We start from the raw sequence: 15,765 nt of genomic DNA on the forward strand, positions 1-15,765 counted from the left end.
CCGACGAGATCCTGCTGATCGACACCGACGAGCGAGTGCGCACCCTGACCCTCAACCGACCACAGTCGCGCAACGCGCTGTCCTCGGCGCTGCGGGACCGCTTCTTCTCGGCGCTGGCCGACGCCGAAACCGACGACGACGTCGACGTCATCATCGTCACCGGCGCCGACCCGGTGTTCTGTGCGGGGCTGGATCTCAAGGAGCTGGGGGGCTCCTCCGCGCTGCCGGACATCTCGCCGCGCTGGCCGGCGCTGACCAAGCCGGTGATCGGCGCGATCAACGGCGCCGCGGTGACCGGCGGACTGGAGCTGGCGCTGTACTGCGACATCCTGATCGCCTCGGAGAACGCCCGATTCGCCGACACCCACGCCCGGGTGGGGCTGCTGCCCACCTGGGGTCTGAGCGTGCGGTTGCCGCAGAAGGCGGGAATCGGGCTGGCCCGGCGGATGAGCATGACCGGCGACTACCTGTCCGCCAGCGACGCGCTGCGCGCCGGACTGGTGACCGAGGTGGTGCCGCACGACCGGCTGCTGGCCGCCGCCCGCGCGGTGGCGGCGTCGATCGTCGGGAACAACCAGGACGCGGTGCGGGCGCTGCTCGCGTCGTATCACCGCATCGACGACGCGCAGACCAGCGCCGGGCTGTGGCAGGAGGCGGCGGCGGCCCGCCAGTTCCGGACCAGCGGCGACGACATCGCCGCCAACCGGGAGGCCGTGCTGGCGCGCGGCCGTTCGCAGGTGCGCTGACCTCGCGATCTGCGGCGGCCCGTTCCCACCGGCCGGGCCCACGCCATACGATCAACTGATGCATGCGGTCGTCGGTGTCACCGTGCGGGTGCTCGGCGGCCTGGCGCTGGCCGCGGCGTCGGCGATCGCGGTGTCCGCGCCGCCCGCGGGCGCGCAGCCGCCGCCGGGATTCCCCAACCTCGACTCCTTCACCCCGGTGCCGTCCGACGGCTATCTCGGCGCCGGCGCGCCGGGCGGCGCGCCGCGGGTCAGCTTCTCCACCGGCTCCGCCCTGGTGTGTGACTTCTACGGCGGCCCGCCGCCGGTGCCGCAACCGTCGCAGGACATCAAGTGCAAGGGCGACATGCCGGGGATGGACGACGTCCCCTTTCCCGGTGGCCGTCCGCGACCCGGGGACTGCATGGTGGGTTCGGTGGACTTCAAGGGGCCCGGCTACCAGCTGAGCCGCATGTCCTACGCCGGATGCGACGGCAACCCGGCCCCGCTACCCACCGGCGGCAAATCGCTGGGGGCGGGCCAGAAGTTGACCTATCTCAACGTCACCTGCGCGGTGGGGGCCGACAACCTCGTCGCCTGCCTGGACACCACCAGCGGCGACCACGGATTCGTGGTGCAGCGCTCGGGAAGCTGGGCGTTCTAGTCCCGGGCTAGTCCGGACCTAGTCCAGGGCGGTGCGCAGCGACGCCACCGCGTCCTCGATCGAGCCGGTGGTCGAGTAGCCGGCCGCCAGCCGGTGCCCCCCGCCGCCGAACCCGGATGCCACCGACGCCAGGTCCACCGCGGCCTTGGCCCGCATGGACACCGACCACTGCTGCGGCGCGATCTCCTTGAACACCGCGGCCACCTCGGCCTGCTGCGTGGTCCGCACGATGTCGACGATGCTTTCGACTTCCTCCGGCCGCGAGCTCACCCAATCCTGGTTGCCCACAACGGCATACACCAGTCCGCGGCCGCCCGCGGCGTCGGGCAGCAGCTGGGCGGAGCCCAGCACCCGCGACAGCAGCGGCAGCCATCCGAACGGGTGGCTGTCCATCAGGGTCCGGCTGATCGCGGCGTTGTCCACGCCCCCGTCGACCAGCCGGGCCGCCAGCCGCAGGGCGCGGGCGCTGGCCCAGCGGAACGACCCGGTGTCCGTCGTCAGTCCGGCGTAGATGCAGTGCGCGACGTCGGAATCGATGGGCTTGCCCCAGGCGTCGAGGATGTCGGCGATCATCATGGTGGTCGAATCGGCCGACACGTCAACGAAATTGGCGGTGCCGAACACGTCGTTGGAGGCGTGATGGTCGATGACCAGGACCTCGTCGCCCTCGACGGCCAAGTCGCCCAGCGCGCCCAGCCGCTTGACGCTCGGAACGTCAACGGTGACAACCAGATCGACGTCGCGGCGCATCTCGCCGGGATCGACCAGCAGCCGGCAGCCGGGCAGCGACGCCAGCGACTCGGGCAGTCCGGCCGGCTCGGCGAAACTGACCTCGACCCGCTTGCCGCACTTGTCCAGCACCAGCCCCAGCGCCAGGCCGGCGCCGAGGGTGTCGGCGTCGGGATGCACGTGTGCGATCACCGCGACGCTGTCGGCGTCCGACAGCAACTCGACCGCCCCCGCGGCGTCGACGCGTGCCCCCACCCGGGGGCCGCCCAGCTCAGTATTCGCGTTGGTCGTCGTCACCGATGCTCCCGTCGAGGCCGGGCTCGCCGCCCGATCCGCTATCCCGGTATGGATCGGCCTCCCCAGCCGGCTTGGCGCCCGAACGAACCCGCGCCAGATCAGCGTCCGCGGCGCGGGCACGCGCCAGCAGTTCCTCCATCCGCTGCACGTTGTCCGACGTGGTGTCGCGGGTGAAGGTGAGGGTGGGCGTGAAACGCACGCCGGTGCCGGCCCCGACCTTGGTGCGCAGCGCGCCCTTGGCCCGTTCCAGGGCGGCCGCGGCGGCCCCGTAGTCCGGCTCGTCGTCCAGCGTGCGTCCCATCACCGTGTAGAACACCGTCGCGTCGTGCAGGTCGGCGGTCACCTTCGCGTCGACGATGGTGACCCCCTCGAGCCCGGGATCCTTGATCTCGAACTCGATCGCCGAGGCGACGATGGTGTTGATTCGCTTGGCCAGACGGCGCGCCCGGGCCGGGTCAGCCATTCGGATTCACCGCCTTCTCCTCATCACTTCGTTCTGCGTCGTCGTTACGTGTCGTCGGCGGTGGTCAGGTCCGCTCCTTCTGGACCAGCTCGTAGGACTCGATGATGTCGCCTTCTTTGAGGTCGGAATACCCCAGCGTCATACCGCACTCGAAGCCCTCGCGGACCTCGGTCACGTCGTCCTTCTCCCGTCGCAGCGAGCTGATCGACAGGTTGTCGGTGACCACGATGTTGTCTCGCAGCAACCGCGCCTTGGCGTTGCGGCGCACGATGCCGCTGCTGATCATGCAGCCGGCGATGATGCCGACCTTGGAGGACCGGAAGATCGCCCGGATCTCGGCGCGGCCCAACGTGTTCTCCTCGTAGATCGGCTTGAGCATGCCGCGCAGGGCCTTCTCGATCTCGTCGATCGCCTGGTAGATCACCGAGTAGTAGCGGATCTCCACGCCCTCGCGGTTGGCCAGCTCGGTGGCCTTGCCCTCGGCGCGCACGTTGAAGCCGATGATCACCGCATCCGAGGCCGACGCCAGGTTGACGTTGGTCTCGGTGATGCCACCGACACCGCGGTCGATGACGCGCAGCGCCACCTCGTCGTCGATCTGGATGCCCATCAGGGCCTCTTCCAGCGCCTCGACCGTACCGGCGTTGTCGCCCTTGAGGATCAGGTTCAGCTGGCTGGTTTCCTTCAGCGCCGAGTCCAGGTCCTCCAGGCTGATCCGCTTGCGGGAACGCGCCGCCAGCGCGTTGCGCTTGCGGGCGCTGCGCTTGTCGGCGATCTGACGGGCGATGCGGTCCTCGTCGACGACCAGCAGGTTGTCCCCGGCGCCGGGCACCGAGGTGAAACCGATGACCTGCACCGGCCGCGACGGCAGCGCCTCTTCGACGTCGTCGCCGTGCTCGTCGACCATGCGGCGAACGCGGCCGTAGGCGTCGCCGGCCACCACCGAGTCGCCGACCCGCAGCGTGCCGCGCTGCACCAGGACCGTGGCGACCGGCCCGCGACCGCGGTCCAGGTGCGCCTCGATCGCCACACCCTGCGCCTCCATGTCGGGGTTGGCCCGCAGGTCCAGGGCGGCGTCGGCGGTCAGCAGCACCGCCTCGAGCAGGGCCTCGATGTTGGTGCCCTGCTTGGCGGAGATGTCGACGAACATGGTGTCGCCGCCGAAATCCTCTGCCACCAAACCGTATTCGGTGAGCTGCCCGCGGATCTTGGCCGGGTCGGCGCCCTCGACGTCAATCTTGTTGACCGCCACCACAATCGGCACGTCGGCCGCCTGGGCGTGGTTGATGGCTTCCACCGTCTGCGGCATGACGCCGTCGTCGGCCGCCACCACCAGGATGGCGATGTCGGTGGCCTTGGCGCCGCGGGCACGCATGGCGGTGAACGCCTCGTGACCCGGGGTATCGATGAACGTGATCGGCCGCTCGACACCGTCGTGTTCGACGGTCACCTGGTAGGCACCGATGTGCTGGGTGATGCCGCCGGCCTCGGCCTCGCGGACGCTGGCGTTGCGGATCGTGTCCAGCAGTCGGGTCTTACCGTGGTCGACGTGACCCATGACGGTCACCACCGGCGGCCGGGTCTGCAGGTCTTCCTCGCCGCCCTCGTCCTCGCCGTAGCTCAGGTCAAAGGACTCCAGCAGCTCGCGGTCCTCGTCCTCGGGGCTGACGACCTGCACGACGTAATTCATCTCGCTGCCCAGCAGCTCGAGCGTCTCGTCGCCGACCGACTGGGTGGCCGTGACCATCTCGCCCAGGTTGAACAGCGCCTGCACCAGCGAGGCCGGGTTGGCGTTGATCTTGTCGGCGAAGTCGGACAGCGAGGCGCCGCGGGCCAGCCGGATCGTCTCGCCGTTGCCGTGCGGCAACCGCACGCCGCCGACGACGGGCGCCTGCATGTTCTCGTATTCGGCGCGTTTCGCCCGCTTCGACTTGCGGCCGCGTCGCGGCGCACCGCCGGGACGGCCGAACGCGCCGGCCGCGCCGCCGCGCTGGCCGGGACGCCCACCGCCGCCACCGCCACCGGGACGGCCACGGAAACCGCCGCCGCCACCGCCGGGCGGGGCGCCGACTCCGCCGCCACCGCCGCCGCGGTAGTTGCCGCCGCCGCCGTCACGACCGCCGGGACCACCGGGACGGCCACCCCCGGGACGCGGGGCGCCGGGACGGGCCGGGCGGCCCGGTCCGCCGGCACCGGCGGGCCGGGGCGGCATGTTGCCCGGCGACGCGCCGCCGGGCCGGGGCGCGCCCGGCCGGGGCGCTCCGGGGCGCGGCGCCTGCGGGCGCGGGATGGGCCGGTCGACGGGCTGCGCCGACGAGAACGGGTTGTTGCCGACGCGGGGGGCGCGGGGCTTGGGCATCGGGCCCGGACGCGGGCCCGGCGTCACGCCGGGGCGCGGCGCCTGGCCGGGTGCCTGCCCGGGTGCGGGCGGTTTGGGCTGTCCCGGAGCCGGGGCGGACGGCCGCGCCGGGGCCGGGCCCGGACGGGCCGGCGCCTCGGCGGGCGCCGCCGCGGAGGCCTGGGGGGCGGCGGGAGCCGCGGGTGTCGCGGTCGCTTCGCCGTTGCCGCCCGCGGCGCCGATGGCGCTGTCGAGGGCCTTGTCGAGCGACGTGTCGGGGACCTTGGCGGCGGGCGCCTTGGCCCCACCCTGTGCGGCGGCCTTCGCGGGTGCCTTCTCGGCGGCCTTGCCGCCGCCGAAGGACTCGCGCAGCCGGCGAGCCACCGGAGCTTCTACCGTCGACGATGCTGATTTAACGAATTCGCCCTGATCATTCAGTCGGGCGAGGACTTCCTTGCTGGTGACACCGAGTTCCTTAGCCAACTCGTGTACGCGGGCCTTACCTGCCACTACATCTCCTGTCTATGAGGCGACAGTCGTGGGGCCGCGCCTCGGGAATTAGCTGTAACGCATAGGTATGCGAGTCATCGGGACTTCACGGTGTGCTCATGTTCTTTGCTACCTGTTCTGTTGCCGGGCGATCGGGCGCACTGAGGAACTCTACGTGCTCGACCACCGCGGATGTGTCCGGTGAACCGGTGATGCGCAGCGCTTTGGTGAAAGCCCGCCGCCGGATTGCCTGTTGCGCGCACTGCGGCTCGGGATGCAGCCATGCACCCCGCCCCGGCAGGCTCTTGCCTGTGTCAACGATCACGGCGAATTCACCGTTCCCGTTCGGCACAGCCACCACTCGAAGCAGCTCGACGGCCAACTCTCGCTTCCGGCACCCGACGCACGTCCGTACGGGTCCTCCCGCATGACGATGCGACTTGGCTTCGGGAGCCGAAAGTTCGCGCTGGATCACGGCTCAGTCTAGCGTCACCGAATCGATGGTCAGAACCGCCCGAGAATGCGCCGGCGCGACCCGGCCGGCCGCTAGCGGTCGTGGGCCATTCCGTGGGCGGCCCCGTGTTCGGACGGGCTCTCCGGATGCCCGCCCGACCCGCCGGGCGAGTCGCCGCGGATGTCGATGCGCCACCCGGTGAGCCGGGCGGCCAGCCGGGCGTTCTGGCCTTCCTTGCCGATGGCCAGGGACAGCTGGAAGTCGGGCACCACCACCCGGGCGGCGCGGGCGGCCTGGTCGATGATCGACACCGACACCACCTTGGCCGGCGACAACGCGTTGGCGACGAACCGCGCCGGGTCCTCGTCGTAGTCGATGATGTCGATCTTCTCGCCGGACAGCTCGCTCATCACGTTGCGGACCCGCTGCCCCATGGGACCGATGCAGGCGCCCTTGGCGTTCAGGCCGGGCAGGTTGGACTTCACCGCGATCTTGGACCGATGGCCGGCCTCCCGTGCCACGGCCACGATCTCGACCGACCCGTCGGCGATCTCGGGGACCTCCAGCGAGAACAACTTGCGGACCAGGTTGGGGTGGGTCCGCGACAGGGTGATCAGCGGCTCCCGGGCCCCGCGGGTCACCCCGATCACATAGCAGCGCACCCGGTTGCCGTGCTCGTAGCTTTCCCCGGGGACCTGCTCGGCGGCCGGGATCACGCCTTCGGAGGCCTTGGTCTCGGTGCCCATCCGGACCACCACCAGCCCGCGCGCGTTGGCCCGGCTGTCGCGCTGGATGACGCCGGCGACGATCTCGCCCTCGCGGGTGGAGAACTCGCCGTAGGTCCGCTCGTTCTCGGCGTCCCGGAAGCGCTGCAGCATGACCTGGCGGGCGGTGGTGGCGGCGATGCGGCCGAAACCCTCGGGGGTGTCGTCCCATTCGCTGATGACGTTGTCGTCTTCGTCGGTCTCCCGGGCCATCACCTTGACGACACCGGTCTTGCGGTCGATCTCGATCCGGGCGTCGTTCTGGTGGCCTTCGGTGTGCCGGTAGGCGGTGAGCAGCGCCGACTTGATCGTCTCGAGGAGTTCGTTGACCGAGATGCCCCGATCCACCTCGATGGCATGCAGCGCGGCCATGTCGATGTTCATCAGCGCCGCTCCTCCGTCCTGTCCGCCTGACCCGTACTCGCCAGTTCCAGCTCCGCTTGGTTAGGGGGCGAAAACTCCACTTGGACAACAGCTTTGACGATGTCGCCGAGGGGGATCTCGCGCACCGTCAGATCCCGGCCCGCGCGGACCACCAGTGCGACCGCGTCATCGCGGGTCTCCCCGACCCGCCCGGTCAGCGTCGATCCGTCGGCCAGGGCGACGTCGACCTTGCGCCCGCGGGCGCGACGGAAGTGCTTCGCGCTGGTCAGCGGGCGGTCCACGCCGGGCGAGGAGACCTCGAGCACGTACCGGTCGCCGATGGTGTCCAGGCCGTCGAGCAGTGTCGACGCCGAGCGGGACAGCGCGGCCGCGGTGTCCAGATCCAGGCCGTTGTCGCCGTCGGCGATCACCATGATTCGCGGGGGGCGGGTCCGGGCGTCGATGACCACGTCTTCGATTTCGAAGCCCGCGCGCGCAAACTCTCCACCGAGTAGCTCGATCACCTGCGTCTGCGACGGTAGCCCGGTGGTCACGGCGAGCTCCTCATCTTGAGTTGTCCGGTCATCTGGCGGATGTCGCGCCCCGATGGCTTCGCGGGCGTCTTCCGGTGTCCCGGCGGAGGAACGTCGCGCTGACCGTTGCTGTCAGTGGCCGCCCTCTGCGAGAACCAGCTATCCACGATACGCCAGGAATCGCGGTTGACGGCGTGATCGCGTCCTGGCATCTTGCCCGGCTGCGCGCCGATGGCAGGATGTCCTTGTGCCTAGCGCAGTTCCGTTCGTCAACAGGCGAGATGTGCTCGCCGGTGGTGCGGCGTTGGCTGCGCTCGGGGCGGTGGTGTCCGCCTGCGGCAAGTCAGCGCCCAAACCCCCGCCGGTCGAGCAATTGCTGGGGCCGCTGGATCAGGCGCGCCACGACAGCGCGCTGGCGGGCGCCGCCGCCGCGGCCGTCGGGAACCCGCCTCAGGTCGCCGCCGCGCTGACCGTGGTCGCGAGCCAGCGCGCCGCGCATGCCCGCGCGCTGTCCGCGGAGATCTCGCGGGCGGCCGGCAAGCTCGCCCCGTCGTCCTCGAGCGAGCCGCCCAGCCCGAGCCAGGCCCAGCCGGCCGGGCCGCCACCGCCTCCGCCGCCGGTGTCCGACGTGATCAACGCGCTGCGCGCCTCGGCCGACAGCGCGAGCCGGCTGGTGGGCACCGAGTCGGGCTATCGGGCCGGGTTGCTGGCCTCGATCGCCGCCTCCTGCACGGCCTCGTACCTGGTCGCGCTGGTGCCAGGGGGTCCGTCGATATGACCTCTGGCAAGGACGCCGACAACGCGGCGCTGTGCGACGCGCTGGCCATCGAGCACTCGACGATCTACGGCTACGGCATCGTGTCCGCGCTGTCGCCGCCCAGCGTGAACGACATGGTGGTGGAGGCCCTCGCGCAACATCGCCAGCGCCGCGACGACGTCATCGCGATGCTCAATGCCCGCAAGGTGACCGTTCCCGTCGCCGCGGCGGGCTACCAGCTGCCGATGGTGGTCGGCGGCCCGGCCGACGCCGCGCGCCTGGCCGCGCGGATGGAGAACGACGGCGCGGGGGCGTGGCGCGTCGTCGCCGAGCACGCCGAGACCGGTGCCGACCGCGCGTTCGCCGCGACGGCCCTGGTGCAGAGCGCCGTGATGGGGGCGCGCTGGAGCCGCGTGCTGGGCGCCTGGCCCATCACGACCAGCTTCCCGGGCGGCAACGACTAGCCGGCCAGGGCCGCCGCGATGTCGGTGGCCAGCGACGGGCCGGTGGCCAGTTCGCGGGTGTGGCCGCCGAAGCGGTCGCGCAGCTCGACCACGCCGTCCGCCCAGCCCCGTCCGACCACGACGATCCAGGGCACGCCGAGCAGTTCGGCGTCCTTGAACTTCACCCCGGGTGAGGCCTGGCGGTCGTCGAGCAGCACCTCGACGCCCAGCCGGTCCAGCTCGTCGGCCAGGTCGGTGGCGCCGGTGCGGGCCTGGGCGTCTTTGTTGGCGATCACCAGATGGACGTCGAACGGGGCGACCGCCGACGGCCAGCGCAGGCCCAGTTCGTCGTGGTGCTGCTCGGCGATGACGGCCACCATCCGCGACACCCCCAGGCCGTAGGAGCCCATGGTCAGCCGGACCGGCTTGCCGTCCTCGCCGAGCACGTCGGCGGTGAAGGCGTCGGTGTATTTGCGGCCGAGCTGAAAGATGTGTGCCACCTCGATGCCGCGCGCCGAGACCAGCGGACCCGCGCCGTCCGGTGAGGGGTCACCGTCGCGCACCTCGGCGGCCTCGATGGTGCCGTCGGCGGTGAAGTCGCGGCCGGCGACCAGCCCGACGACGTGGCGCCCGGGCTCGTCGGCCCCGGTGATCCAGCTGGTGCCGTCCACCACGCGCGGGTCGACCAGGTAGCGAACACCGTTGTCCTGCAAGGCTTTCGGACCGATGTATCCCTTCACCAGGAACGGATACTTGGCGAAGTCGGCGTCGTCGAGCAACGCGTATTCGGCCGGTTCCAGCGCCGCGCCCAGCCGTTTGTCGTCGACCTCGCGGTCGCCCGGCACCCCGATGGCCAGCAGCTCCCAGTCGCCGCCGGGCTGGCGGACCTTGAGCAGCACGTTCTTCAACGTGTCAGCGGCGGTGACGGCCCAGCCCAGATCCGCCTGATTCGCCCAGTCCACCAGCGTGGCGATGGTCGGGGTGTCGCCGGTGTCGTGCACCACCGCCTCGGGCAGCCCGGCCACCACTTCAGCCGGCGGCGGCTCCGGCTTGGCGGTGACGACGGCCTCGACGTTGGCGGCGTAGCCGGATTCCAGGCAGCGCACGAAGGTGTCCTCGCCGACCGCGCTTTCGGCCAGGAACTCCTCGGACGCGCTGCCGCCCATGGCGCCCGATACCGCGGAGACGATGACGTAGCGCACCTGAAGGCGCGCGAAGATGCGCTGATAGGCCTCCCGGTGCGCGTGGTAGGCGGCCTTGAGTCCGGCGTCGTCGATGTCGAACGAATAGGAGTCCTTCATCAGGAACTCCCGCACCCGCAGGATGCCGGCCCGCGGCCGCGCCTCGTCGCGGTACTTGTTCTGGATCTGATAGAGCAGGACCGGAAAGTCTTTGTATGAGCTGTATTCGCCCTTGACGGTCAGGGTGAACAGCTCTTCGTGGGTGGGGCCCAGCAGGTAGTCGTTGCCGCGGCGGTCCTGCAGCCGAAACACCGAGTCGCCGTATTCGGTCCACCGGTTCGTCGTCTCGTACGGCGCGCGGGGCAGCAGGGCGGGGAACAAGATCTCTTGCCCGCCAATGGCATTCATCTCGTCGCGGACGATGCGCTCGATGCGGCGCAGCACCCGCAATCCCAGCGGCAGCCAGCTGTACAGCCCCGGCGCCACGGGCCGGATGTAGCCGGCCCGGATCAGCAGCTTGTGGCTGGCGACTTCGGCGTCGGCGGGATCGTCGCGCAAGGTGCGCAAAAACAACTGGGACATCCGGGTGATCACAGCGGGCCAGCCTAGCGGTGACGGCGAACGCAACGAAGTTGGGCGCGGCAGGCCACCGCCCTTTCGACGGCGAGGCGGCGCAGCGGTGAGCTACAGCTCGCCGGCGTCCATCGCTTCCTTGACCTCTTGGGCGTGCGCCACCTGGTCGGGGGTGTAACCGATCAGCAACGCGGCGGCGCCGACGATGACGGCCACCCCGGCCAGCCAGAGCAGCCCGTAGGTGTAGCCGTTGTCCAGCGCGGCCAACTGCGCGTCGTTCATGAACTTGACCGGGCCGGTGGTGCCGCCCATATACAGCGTCCGCGAGGTGATCACCGCCTGGACGACTGCCAGCACCAGCGGCCCACCCAGGCTCTGCAGCATCAGCGTGACCGCCGATACCGGGCCGATCTGGTCGAAGCCCACGCCGGCGATGGCCGACAGCGTGAGGGGAACAACAGCCATGCCGATGCCGATTCCGCCGACCACGATGGGCAACACCAGGTTGGGGAAGTACGCGGCCCCGCGGTGCATGAACGCCCAGCCGAACAGCATCGCCCAGAACAGCAAGATCCCGCCGCCGATGGTCAGCACCCGCGGGGAGAACCGGGACACCAGCTGCGAGGAAACGCCGAGGCCGATGCCCATCGCGATGACGAACGGGATGAAGCCGACTCCCGCGCGCAGCGCGCTGTAACCGAGGATGTCCTGCACGTACAGGCCGATGCACACGGTCAGGCTGAACATCAGCCCGCCGGCCAGGAAGATGGCGGTGAAGGTGACCAGCCGGTTGCGGTCACGGAACAGGCCGAACGGAACGACGGGGTTCTCGGCGGTGCGCTCCACGATGACGAAGGCCAGCGCGGCGCCCAACGCCACCACGCCCGAGCCGACGGTGGTGATCGACATCCAGCCCTTTTCCGGCCCCATCGAGAAGGCGAACACGGCCGCGGTGCAGGCCAAGGTGGCCAGGATGGCGCCGGTGGCGTCGAGCTTCATCCGCTCGCGGTTGGTCTCCCGCAGCGCGGTGCGGGCCAGGTACATCATCACCAGGCCGATCGGCACGTTCACCAGGAACGCCAGCCGCCACGACACCTCGGTGAGCGCGCCGCCGACCACCAGGCCCATCACCGACCCGACGGCCGTCATCGCGGCGAACACCGCGGTCGCGAAGTTGCGGGCCGGGCCCTTGGGGAAGGTGGTCGCCACCAGCGCCAGGCCGGTCGGCGAGGCGATGGCGGAACCGACGCCCTGCGACAGCCGCGCGATGACCATGGTCGCCTCGTCCCAGGCGACCGCGCACAGCACGGAGGAGATGGTGAACAGCGCGACACCGACGATGAAGGTCCGCTTGCGCCCGATGGTGTCGCCGAGGCGACCGCCGAGCAGCATCAGTCCCCCGAACGTCAGCACATAGGCGGTGATCACCCAGCTGCGGCCGGCGTCGGACAGGCTCAGCTCGTTTTGGATCTTGGGCAGAGCGACGATGGCGACGGTGCTGTCCATGGTCGCGAGCAGCTGCATGCCGCCGATGGCGATGACCGCGGCGATGAAGCGCCGCGAGGGCAGCCACGCCGGATAGTACTTACGGATGCGCGTTGAGGCGGTCTCCGCCGGGGCCTTCGCGGAGGTCTCCGCGGAGCGCACCGGGGCCGGACGATCGGGGCGCGCCGAGGCAAGATGTTGCACCGCGCGCTCTGCATCGTTGAGAGCCGTCATAAAGGGTTACCTTACAGTAATCTTAAGAACCGTTTAAAGCCCGAAAGCCGCCACGGCCCCGATCACGATGATCGCGGGAGGTCGGATACCGTCGGCGCGAATCTTTTCGGGCGTGTCGGCCAGGGTAGCCCGCAAAGTGTGCTGGGCGGCGGTCGTTCCATGTTGAACGACCAGAACCGGGGTATCCGCAGGTCGACCGCCTTTGAGAAGCGCGTCGGCGAAAAGTTCGATGCGCTCGACGGCCATCAGCAAAACGATCGTGCCCGACAGTGCGGCCAACGCATCCCAATTCACTAACGATTCGGGATGGCCGGGTGGGAGATGCCCGCTGACCACCACGAACTCGTGATTTATCGCCCGATGAGTGACGGGAACGCCCGCCAACGCGGGCACTCCTATGGCGCTCGTCACACCCGGCACCACGGTCACCGGAATCCCGGCCTCGGCGCACGCCAGCACTTCTTCGTAACCGCGGGCGAACACGAACGGGTCCCCGCCCTTGAGGCGCACCACGAAGCTGCCGGCGCGGGCGCGCTCGATCATCACGTCGTTGATCGCGTCCTGCGCCATCGCCCGCCCGTACGGGATCTTGGCGGCGTCGATGACTTCGACGTGCGGGGGCAGTTCGGCGAGCAGTTCCGGTGGCGCCAGCCGGTCGGCCACCACCACGTCGGCCTGGGCCAGCAGGCGCCGGCCGCGCACGGTGATGAGTTCGGGGTCGCCCGGGCCGCCGCCGACGAGCGCGACGCCGCCCTTGACGACGTCGGAACCCACCGGGCTGTCAGGCCTGATGAGGCCGGTCTGCAGGGCCTCGCGAATGGCCGAGCGGATCGCCGCCGACCGGCGGTGCTCGCCACCGGCGAGCACCCCGACCGACAGCCCCGCGTAGTCGAAAGACGCTGGGGTGACGGCGGTCCCCTCGACGGCGACGTCGGCGCGCACGCAGAAGATGCGGTGGCGTTCGGCCTCGGCGACGACGGCCTCGTTCACGCGCGGGTCGTCGGTGGCCGCGATCGCGTACCAGGCTCCGTCGAGGTCGCCGTCGCGGTATTCGCGCAGTGCCAGGGTGATTCCCGTCATCGCCTCGACCGACCGGGTGGCGCTGCGGGCGATGACATGGACGTCGGCGCCGCTGGTGATGAGCAGGGGCAACCGGCGCTGGGCAACGGTGCCGCCGCCGACCACGACGACCTTCTTGCCGGTCAGCCGCAGCCCAACAAGGTAGGCGCTCTCGGTCACCCAGCAAGCCTAGTAGGTGCCGGTCTTGGCGCCGGCTCGCCGGGCGCCGGCGTGCGCGACGAAGCGCGCCACCGACTCCGGCGCGGCCGCCGGATGGGTGTGCAGGTACGACGCGTGCACGCCGGCGTGCACGGCGCCGTCGCGCACGGCGGCGCCACCGTGGGCCGCCCCGTCGACCCGGTACATCCAGGCGGGCTGGTAATCGTCGGTGAAAGTGACTGTGGTGCGGTGGAATTCGTGTCCCACCGCCCGCCGGCCCGCGGGGTACAACGACGAATCCGCCACGGCCACGGCATCGCGATACGCCAGGGTGAGGTGCGACGTGAATCGCGCGCGTCCCGCCAGCACATCGCACATCGGATGCCCGTCGAGCTCGGAGATCAGATAGATCAGGCCGGCGCACTCGGCGTGTATCGGCGCCCCGGCGGCGGCCAACTCTTTGATCTGCCGGCGCACGACGTCGTTGGCCGAGAGCTCCGCGGTGAACTGTTCGGGAAAACCGCCGGGCAGCAACACCGCATCGGTGCCATCGGGCAATGCGTCGAGCAGCGGATCGAATTCGACGACGTCGGCGCCGGCGGCCGCCAGCAGCTCCGCGTGTTCTGCGTAGCCGAAACTGAATGCCTTGCCGGCCGCCATCGCGACGGTGGCCCTGCCCGCGGTCGCCTCCCCCACCGCCACGGCGGGATCCCACGGCGGCGCCGCCGCCCGGCTTGCGGCGAGGGCCACGATCGCCGCCAGGTCGACGTGGCGAGCGACCAAGGCGGTCATCGCCTCCACCGCCGACCGCGCCCGCTGCCCGTATTCCACGGCGGTGACCAACCCCAAATACCTTGTCGGCAGTTCCAATTCGGCCACCCGCGGAACGGCACCCAGCACCGGGACACCGGCGTGCTCGCAGGCCTCCCGCAGCGCCTGCTCGTGGCGGGCCGATCCGACCCGGTTCAGGATCACCCCGGCGACGCGGGTCGCGGGGTCGAAGGTGGAAAAGCCATGCAGCAGTGCGGCGATGCTCTGGCTCTGCCCGCGCGCGTCGACGACCAGGACGACGGGCGCGCCCAGCAGGCCGGCCACCTGCGCCGTCGAACCGGCCGCGGCAGCGGTGGTGGTGGACCCGATCCGGCCGTCGAACAGCCCCATCACCCCTTCGACCACGGCGATGTCCGCGCCACGCGCGCCGTGGGCGTACAGCGGGCCGATCAGGTGATCCCCCACCAACACCGGATCGAGGTTGCGGCCCGGCCGGCCGGCGGCAAGGCCGTGGTAGCCGGGATCGATGAAGTCCGGGCCGACCTTGAACGGCGCCAACGCGTGGCCCGCCTGCCGCAGGGCGCCGATCAAACCCGTTGCCAGCGTGGTCTTTCCGCTGCCCGACGCGGGGGCGGCGATGACCACCGCGGGAACGCTCACCACTCGATGCCCTTCTGCCCCTTGCGCCCGGCGTCCATCGGGTGCTTGACCTTGACCATCTCGGTCACCAGGTCGGCCGCGTCGATCAGGCGTTGCGGGGCGTCGCGTCCGGTGACGACCACGTGCTGATGACCGGGCCGCGCCGCGAGCGCCCGCACCACCTCCTCGACGTCCACCCAGCCCCACTTCAGCGGATAGGTGAACTCGTCCAGCACGTAGAAGTCGTGCCGCCCGTCGGCCAGGCGGCGCGCGATCTCCGCCCAGCCGTCGGCGGCCGCCGCCGCGTGGTCCACCTCGCTACCCGCCTTGCGGGTCCAGGACCACCCCGCGCCCATCTTGTGCCATTCCACCGGCGCACCGATCCGGTGCTGCTCGTGCAGCTGGCCCAGCCGAGTGAAGACCGCTTCCTCGCCCACCTTCCACTTGGCGCTCTTGACGAACTGGAACACCGCGACGGACAACCCGGCGTTCCAGGCCCGCAACGCCATTCCGAACGCGGCCGTGGACTTTCCCTTGCCGGCGCCGGTGTGCACCGCCAGCACGGGCGTGTGCCGCCGCGCCCGCGTGGTCAGGCCGTCGTCGGGAACCTGCGGTGGAACACCTTGTGGCATAGGCGCTTAGCCCTTT

The 15,765-nt window shown here is 70.7% G+C and carries 15 protein-coding genes; 4 read left to right on the top strand and 11 right to left on the bottom strand.

All coding sequences use genetic code 11. The annotated features are described in order from the left end of the window. Both AC5Y5B_RS10180 and AC5Y5B_RS10185 read left to right on the top strand, forming a co-directional pair. Window positions 1-746 (top strand): enoyl-CoA hydratase (locus tag AC5Y5B_RS10180; RefSeq protein ID WP_500005285.1); only part of this gene is annotated, 746 nt, incomplete at its 5' end. A gap of 58 nt (window positions 747-804) precedes the next feature. After that, the gene (locus AC5Y5B_RS10185; protein ID WP_500005286.1) at window positions 805-1,386 is read left to right on the top strand and encodes a hypothetical protein; all 582 of its coding nucleotides are present in this window, start codon (window positions 805-807) and stop codon (window positions 1,384-1,386) included. 18 nt (window positions 1,387-1,404) lie between these two features. On the opposite strand, the gene AC5Y5B_RS10190 is transcribed toward AC5Y5B_RS10185, so the two are convergent. From AC5Y5B_RS10190 to rimP, 6 genes are all read right to left on the bottom strand, one after another. Continuing rightward, window positions 1,405-2,412, bottom strand: a complete 1,008-nt coding sequence (locus AC5Y5B_RS10190) for a DHH family phosphoesterase (RefSeq protein WP_500005287.1) — start codon at window positions 2,410-2,412, stop codon at window positions 1,405-1,407. Beyond that, complete coding sequence (rbfA, locus tag AC5Y5B_RS10195; protein ID WP_112633736.1) at window positions 2,387-2,875, bottom strand: 30S ribosome-binding factor RbfA; 489 nt, start codon at window positions 2,873-2,875, stop codon at window positions 2,387-2,389. Before rbfA ends, AC5Y5B_RS10190 begins: the two co-directional genes overlap by 26 nt. Window positions 2,876-2,939: 64 nt before the next feature. Beyond that, window positions 2,940-5,723, bottom strand: coding sequence for a translation initiation factor IF-2 (gene infB / locus AC5Y5B_RS10200; RefSeq protein ID WP_500005288.1), 2,784 nt, complete (start codon window positions 5,721-5,723; stop codon window positions 2,940-2,942). Window positions 5,724-5,808: 85 nt separating this feature from the next. Continuing rightward, entirely contained in the window at window positions 5,809-6,084 is a 276-nt protein-coding gene (locus tag AC5Y5B_RS10205; protein ID WP_500005289.1) for a YlxR family protein, read from the bottom strand. Window positions 6,085-6,248: 164 nt separating this feature from the next. Continuing rightward, on the bottom strand, window positions 6,249-7,304 hold the full coding sequence (gene nusA / locus AC5Y5B_RS10210) for a transcription termination factor NusA (protein WP_289176354.1): 1,056 nt from the start codon (window positions 7,302-7,304) through the stop codon (window positions 6,249-6,251). Then, entirely contained in the window at window positions 7,304-7,837 is a 534-nt protein-coding gene (gene rimP, locus AC5Y5B_RS10215; protein ID WP_289176355.1) for a ribosome maturation factor RimP, read from the bottom strand. Before rimP ends, nusA begins: the two co-directional genes overlap by 1 nt. Window positions 7,838-8,063: 226 nt before the next feature. Between rimP and AC5Y5B_RS10220 the strand changes: the two genes are divergently transcribed. Together AC5Y5B_RS10220 and AC5Y5B_RS10225 are read left to right on the top strand one after the other, a co-directional pair. Next, window positions 8,064-8,594, top strand: coding sequence for a hypothetical protein (locus tag AC5Y5B_RS10220; protein WP_289176356.1), 531 nt, complete (start codon window positions 8,064-8,066; stop codon window positions 8,592-8,594). Further along, on the top strand, window positions 8,591-9,037 hold the full coding sequence (locus tag AC5Y5B_RS10225) for a ferritin-like domain-containing protein (RefSeq protein WP_112635644.1): 447 nt from the start codon (window positions 8,591-8,593) through the stop codon (window positions 9,035-9,037). Before AC5Y5B_RS10220 ends, AC5Y5B_RS10225 begins: the two co-directional genes overlap by 4 nt. Here the strand turns inward: AC5Y5B_RS10225 and AC5Y5B_RS10230 are convergent. The 5 genes from AC5Y5B_RS10230 to cobO all read right to left on the bottom strand — a co-directional run bounded on the left by AC5Y5B_RS10230 (window position 9,034) and on the right by cobO (window position 15,749). Beyond that, window positions 9,034-10,791, bottom strand: a complete 1,758-nt coding sequence (locus AC5Y5B_RS10230) for a proline--tRNA ligase (RefSeq protein WP_112635646.1) — start codon at window positions 10,789-10,791, stop codon at window positions 9,034-9,036. The genes AC5Y5B_RS10225 and AC5Y5B_RS10230 overlap by 4 nt on opposite strands. Before the next feature lie 90 nt (window positions 10,792-10,881). Further along, complete coding sequence (locus AC5Y5B_RS10235; RefSeq protein WP_112635648.1) at window positions 10,882-12,489, bottom strand: MFS transporter; 1,608 nt, start codon at window positions 12,487-12,489, stop codon at window positions 10,882-10,884. Window positions 12,490-12,522: 33 nt separating this feature from the next. After that, on the bottom strand, window positions 12,523-13,728 hold the full coding sequence (gene cobA, locus AC5Y5B_RS10240) for a uroporphyrinogen-III C-methyltransferase (protein WP_500005290.1): 1,206 nt from the start codon (window positions 13,726-13,728) through the stop codon (window positions 12,523-12,525). 9 nt (window positions 13,729-13,737) lie between these two features. Next, a complete protein-coding gene (locus AC5Y5B_RS10245; RefSeq protein ID WP_500005291.1) occupies window positions 13,738-15,138 on the bottom strand; it encodes a cobyrinic acid a,c-diamide synthase CobB in 1,401 nt (466 codons plus the stop codon). Next, window positions 15,135-15,749 carry a cob(I)yrinic acid a,c-diamide adenosyltransferase gene (gene cobO / locus AC5Y5B_RS10250; RefSeq protein ID WP_112635654.1) on the bottom strand — a complete coding sequence of 205 codons (615 nt, stop codon included), beginning with the start codon at window positions 15,747-15,749 and terminating at the stop codon, window positions 15,135-15,137. Before cobO ends, AC5Y5B_RS10245 begins: the two co-directional genes overlap by 4 nt. Window positions 15,750-15,765: the final 16 nt, after the last annotated feature.

The organism is Mycobacterium sp. NGS33 (assembly GCF_059812885.1).

Coding starts and splice junctions, on each gene's coding strand:
- AC5Y5B_RS10225 (WP_112635644.1), top strand. CDS start 8,591: ATGACCTCTGGCAAGGACGCCGACAACGCGGCGCTGTGCGACGCGCTG.
- cobO (WP_112635654.1), bottom strand. CDS start 15,749: ATGCCACAAGGTGTTCCACCGCAGGTTCCCGACGACGGCCTGACCACG.
- AC5Y5B_RS10185 (WP_500005286.1), top strand. CDS start 805: ATGCATGCGGTCGTCGGTGTCACCGTGCGGGTGCTCGGCGGCCTGGCG.
- nusA (WP_289176354.1), bottom strand. CDS start 7,304: ATGAACATCGACATGGCCGCGCTGCATGCCATCGAGGTGGATCGGGGC.
- rbfA (WP_112633736.1), bottom strand. CDS start 2,875: ATGGCTGACCCGGCCCGGGCGCGCCGTCTGGCCAAGCGAATCAACACC.
- AC5Y5B_RS10235 (WP_112635648.1), bottom strand. CDS start 12,489: ATGACGGCTCTCAACGATGCAGAGCGCGCGGTGCAACATCTTGCCTCG.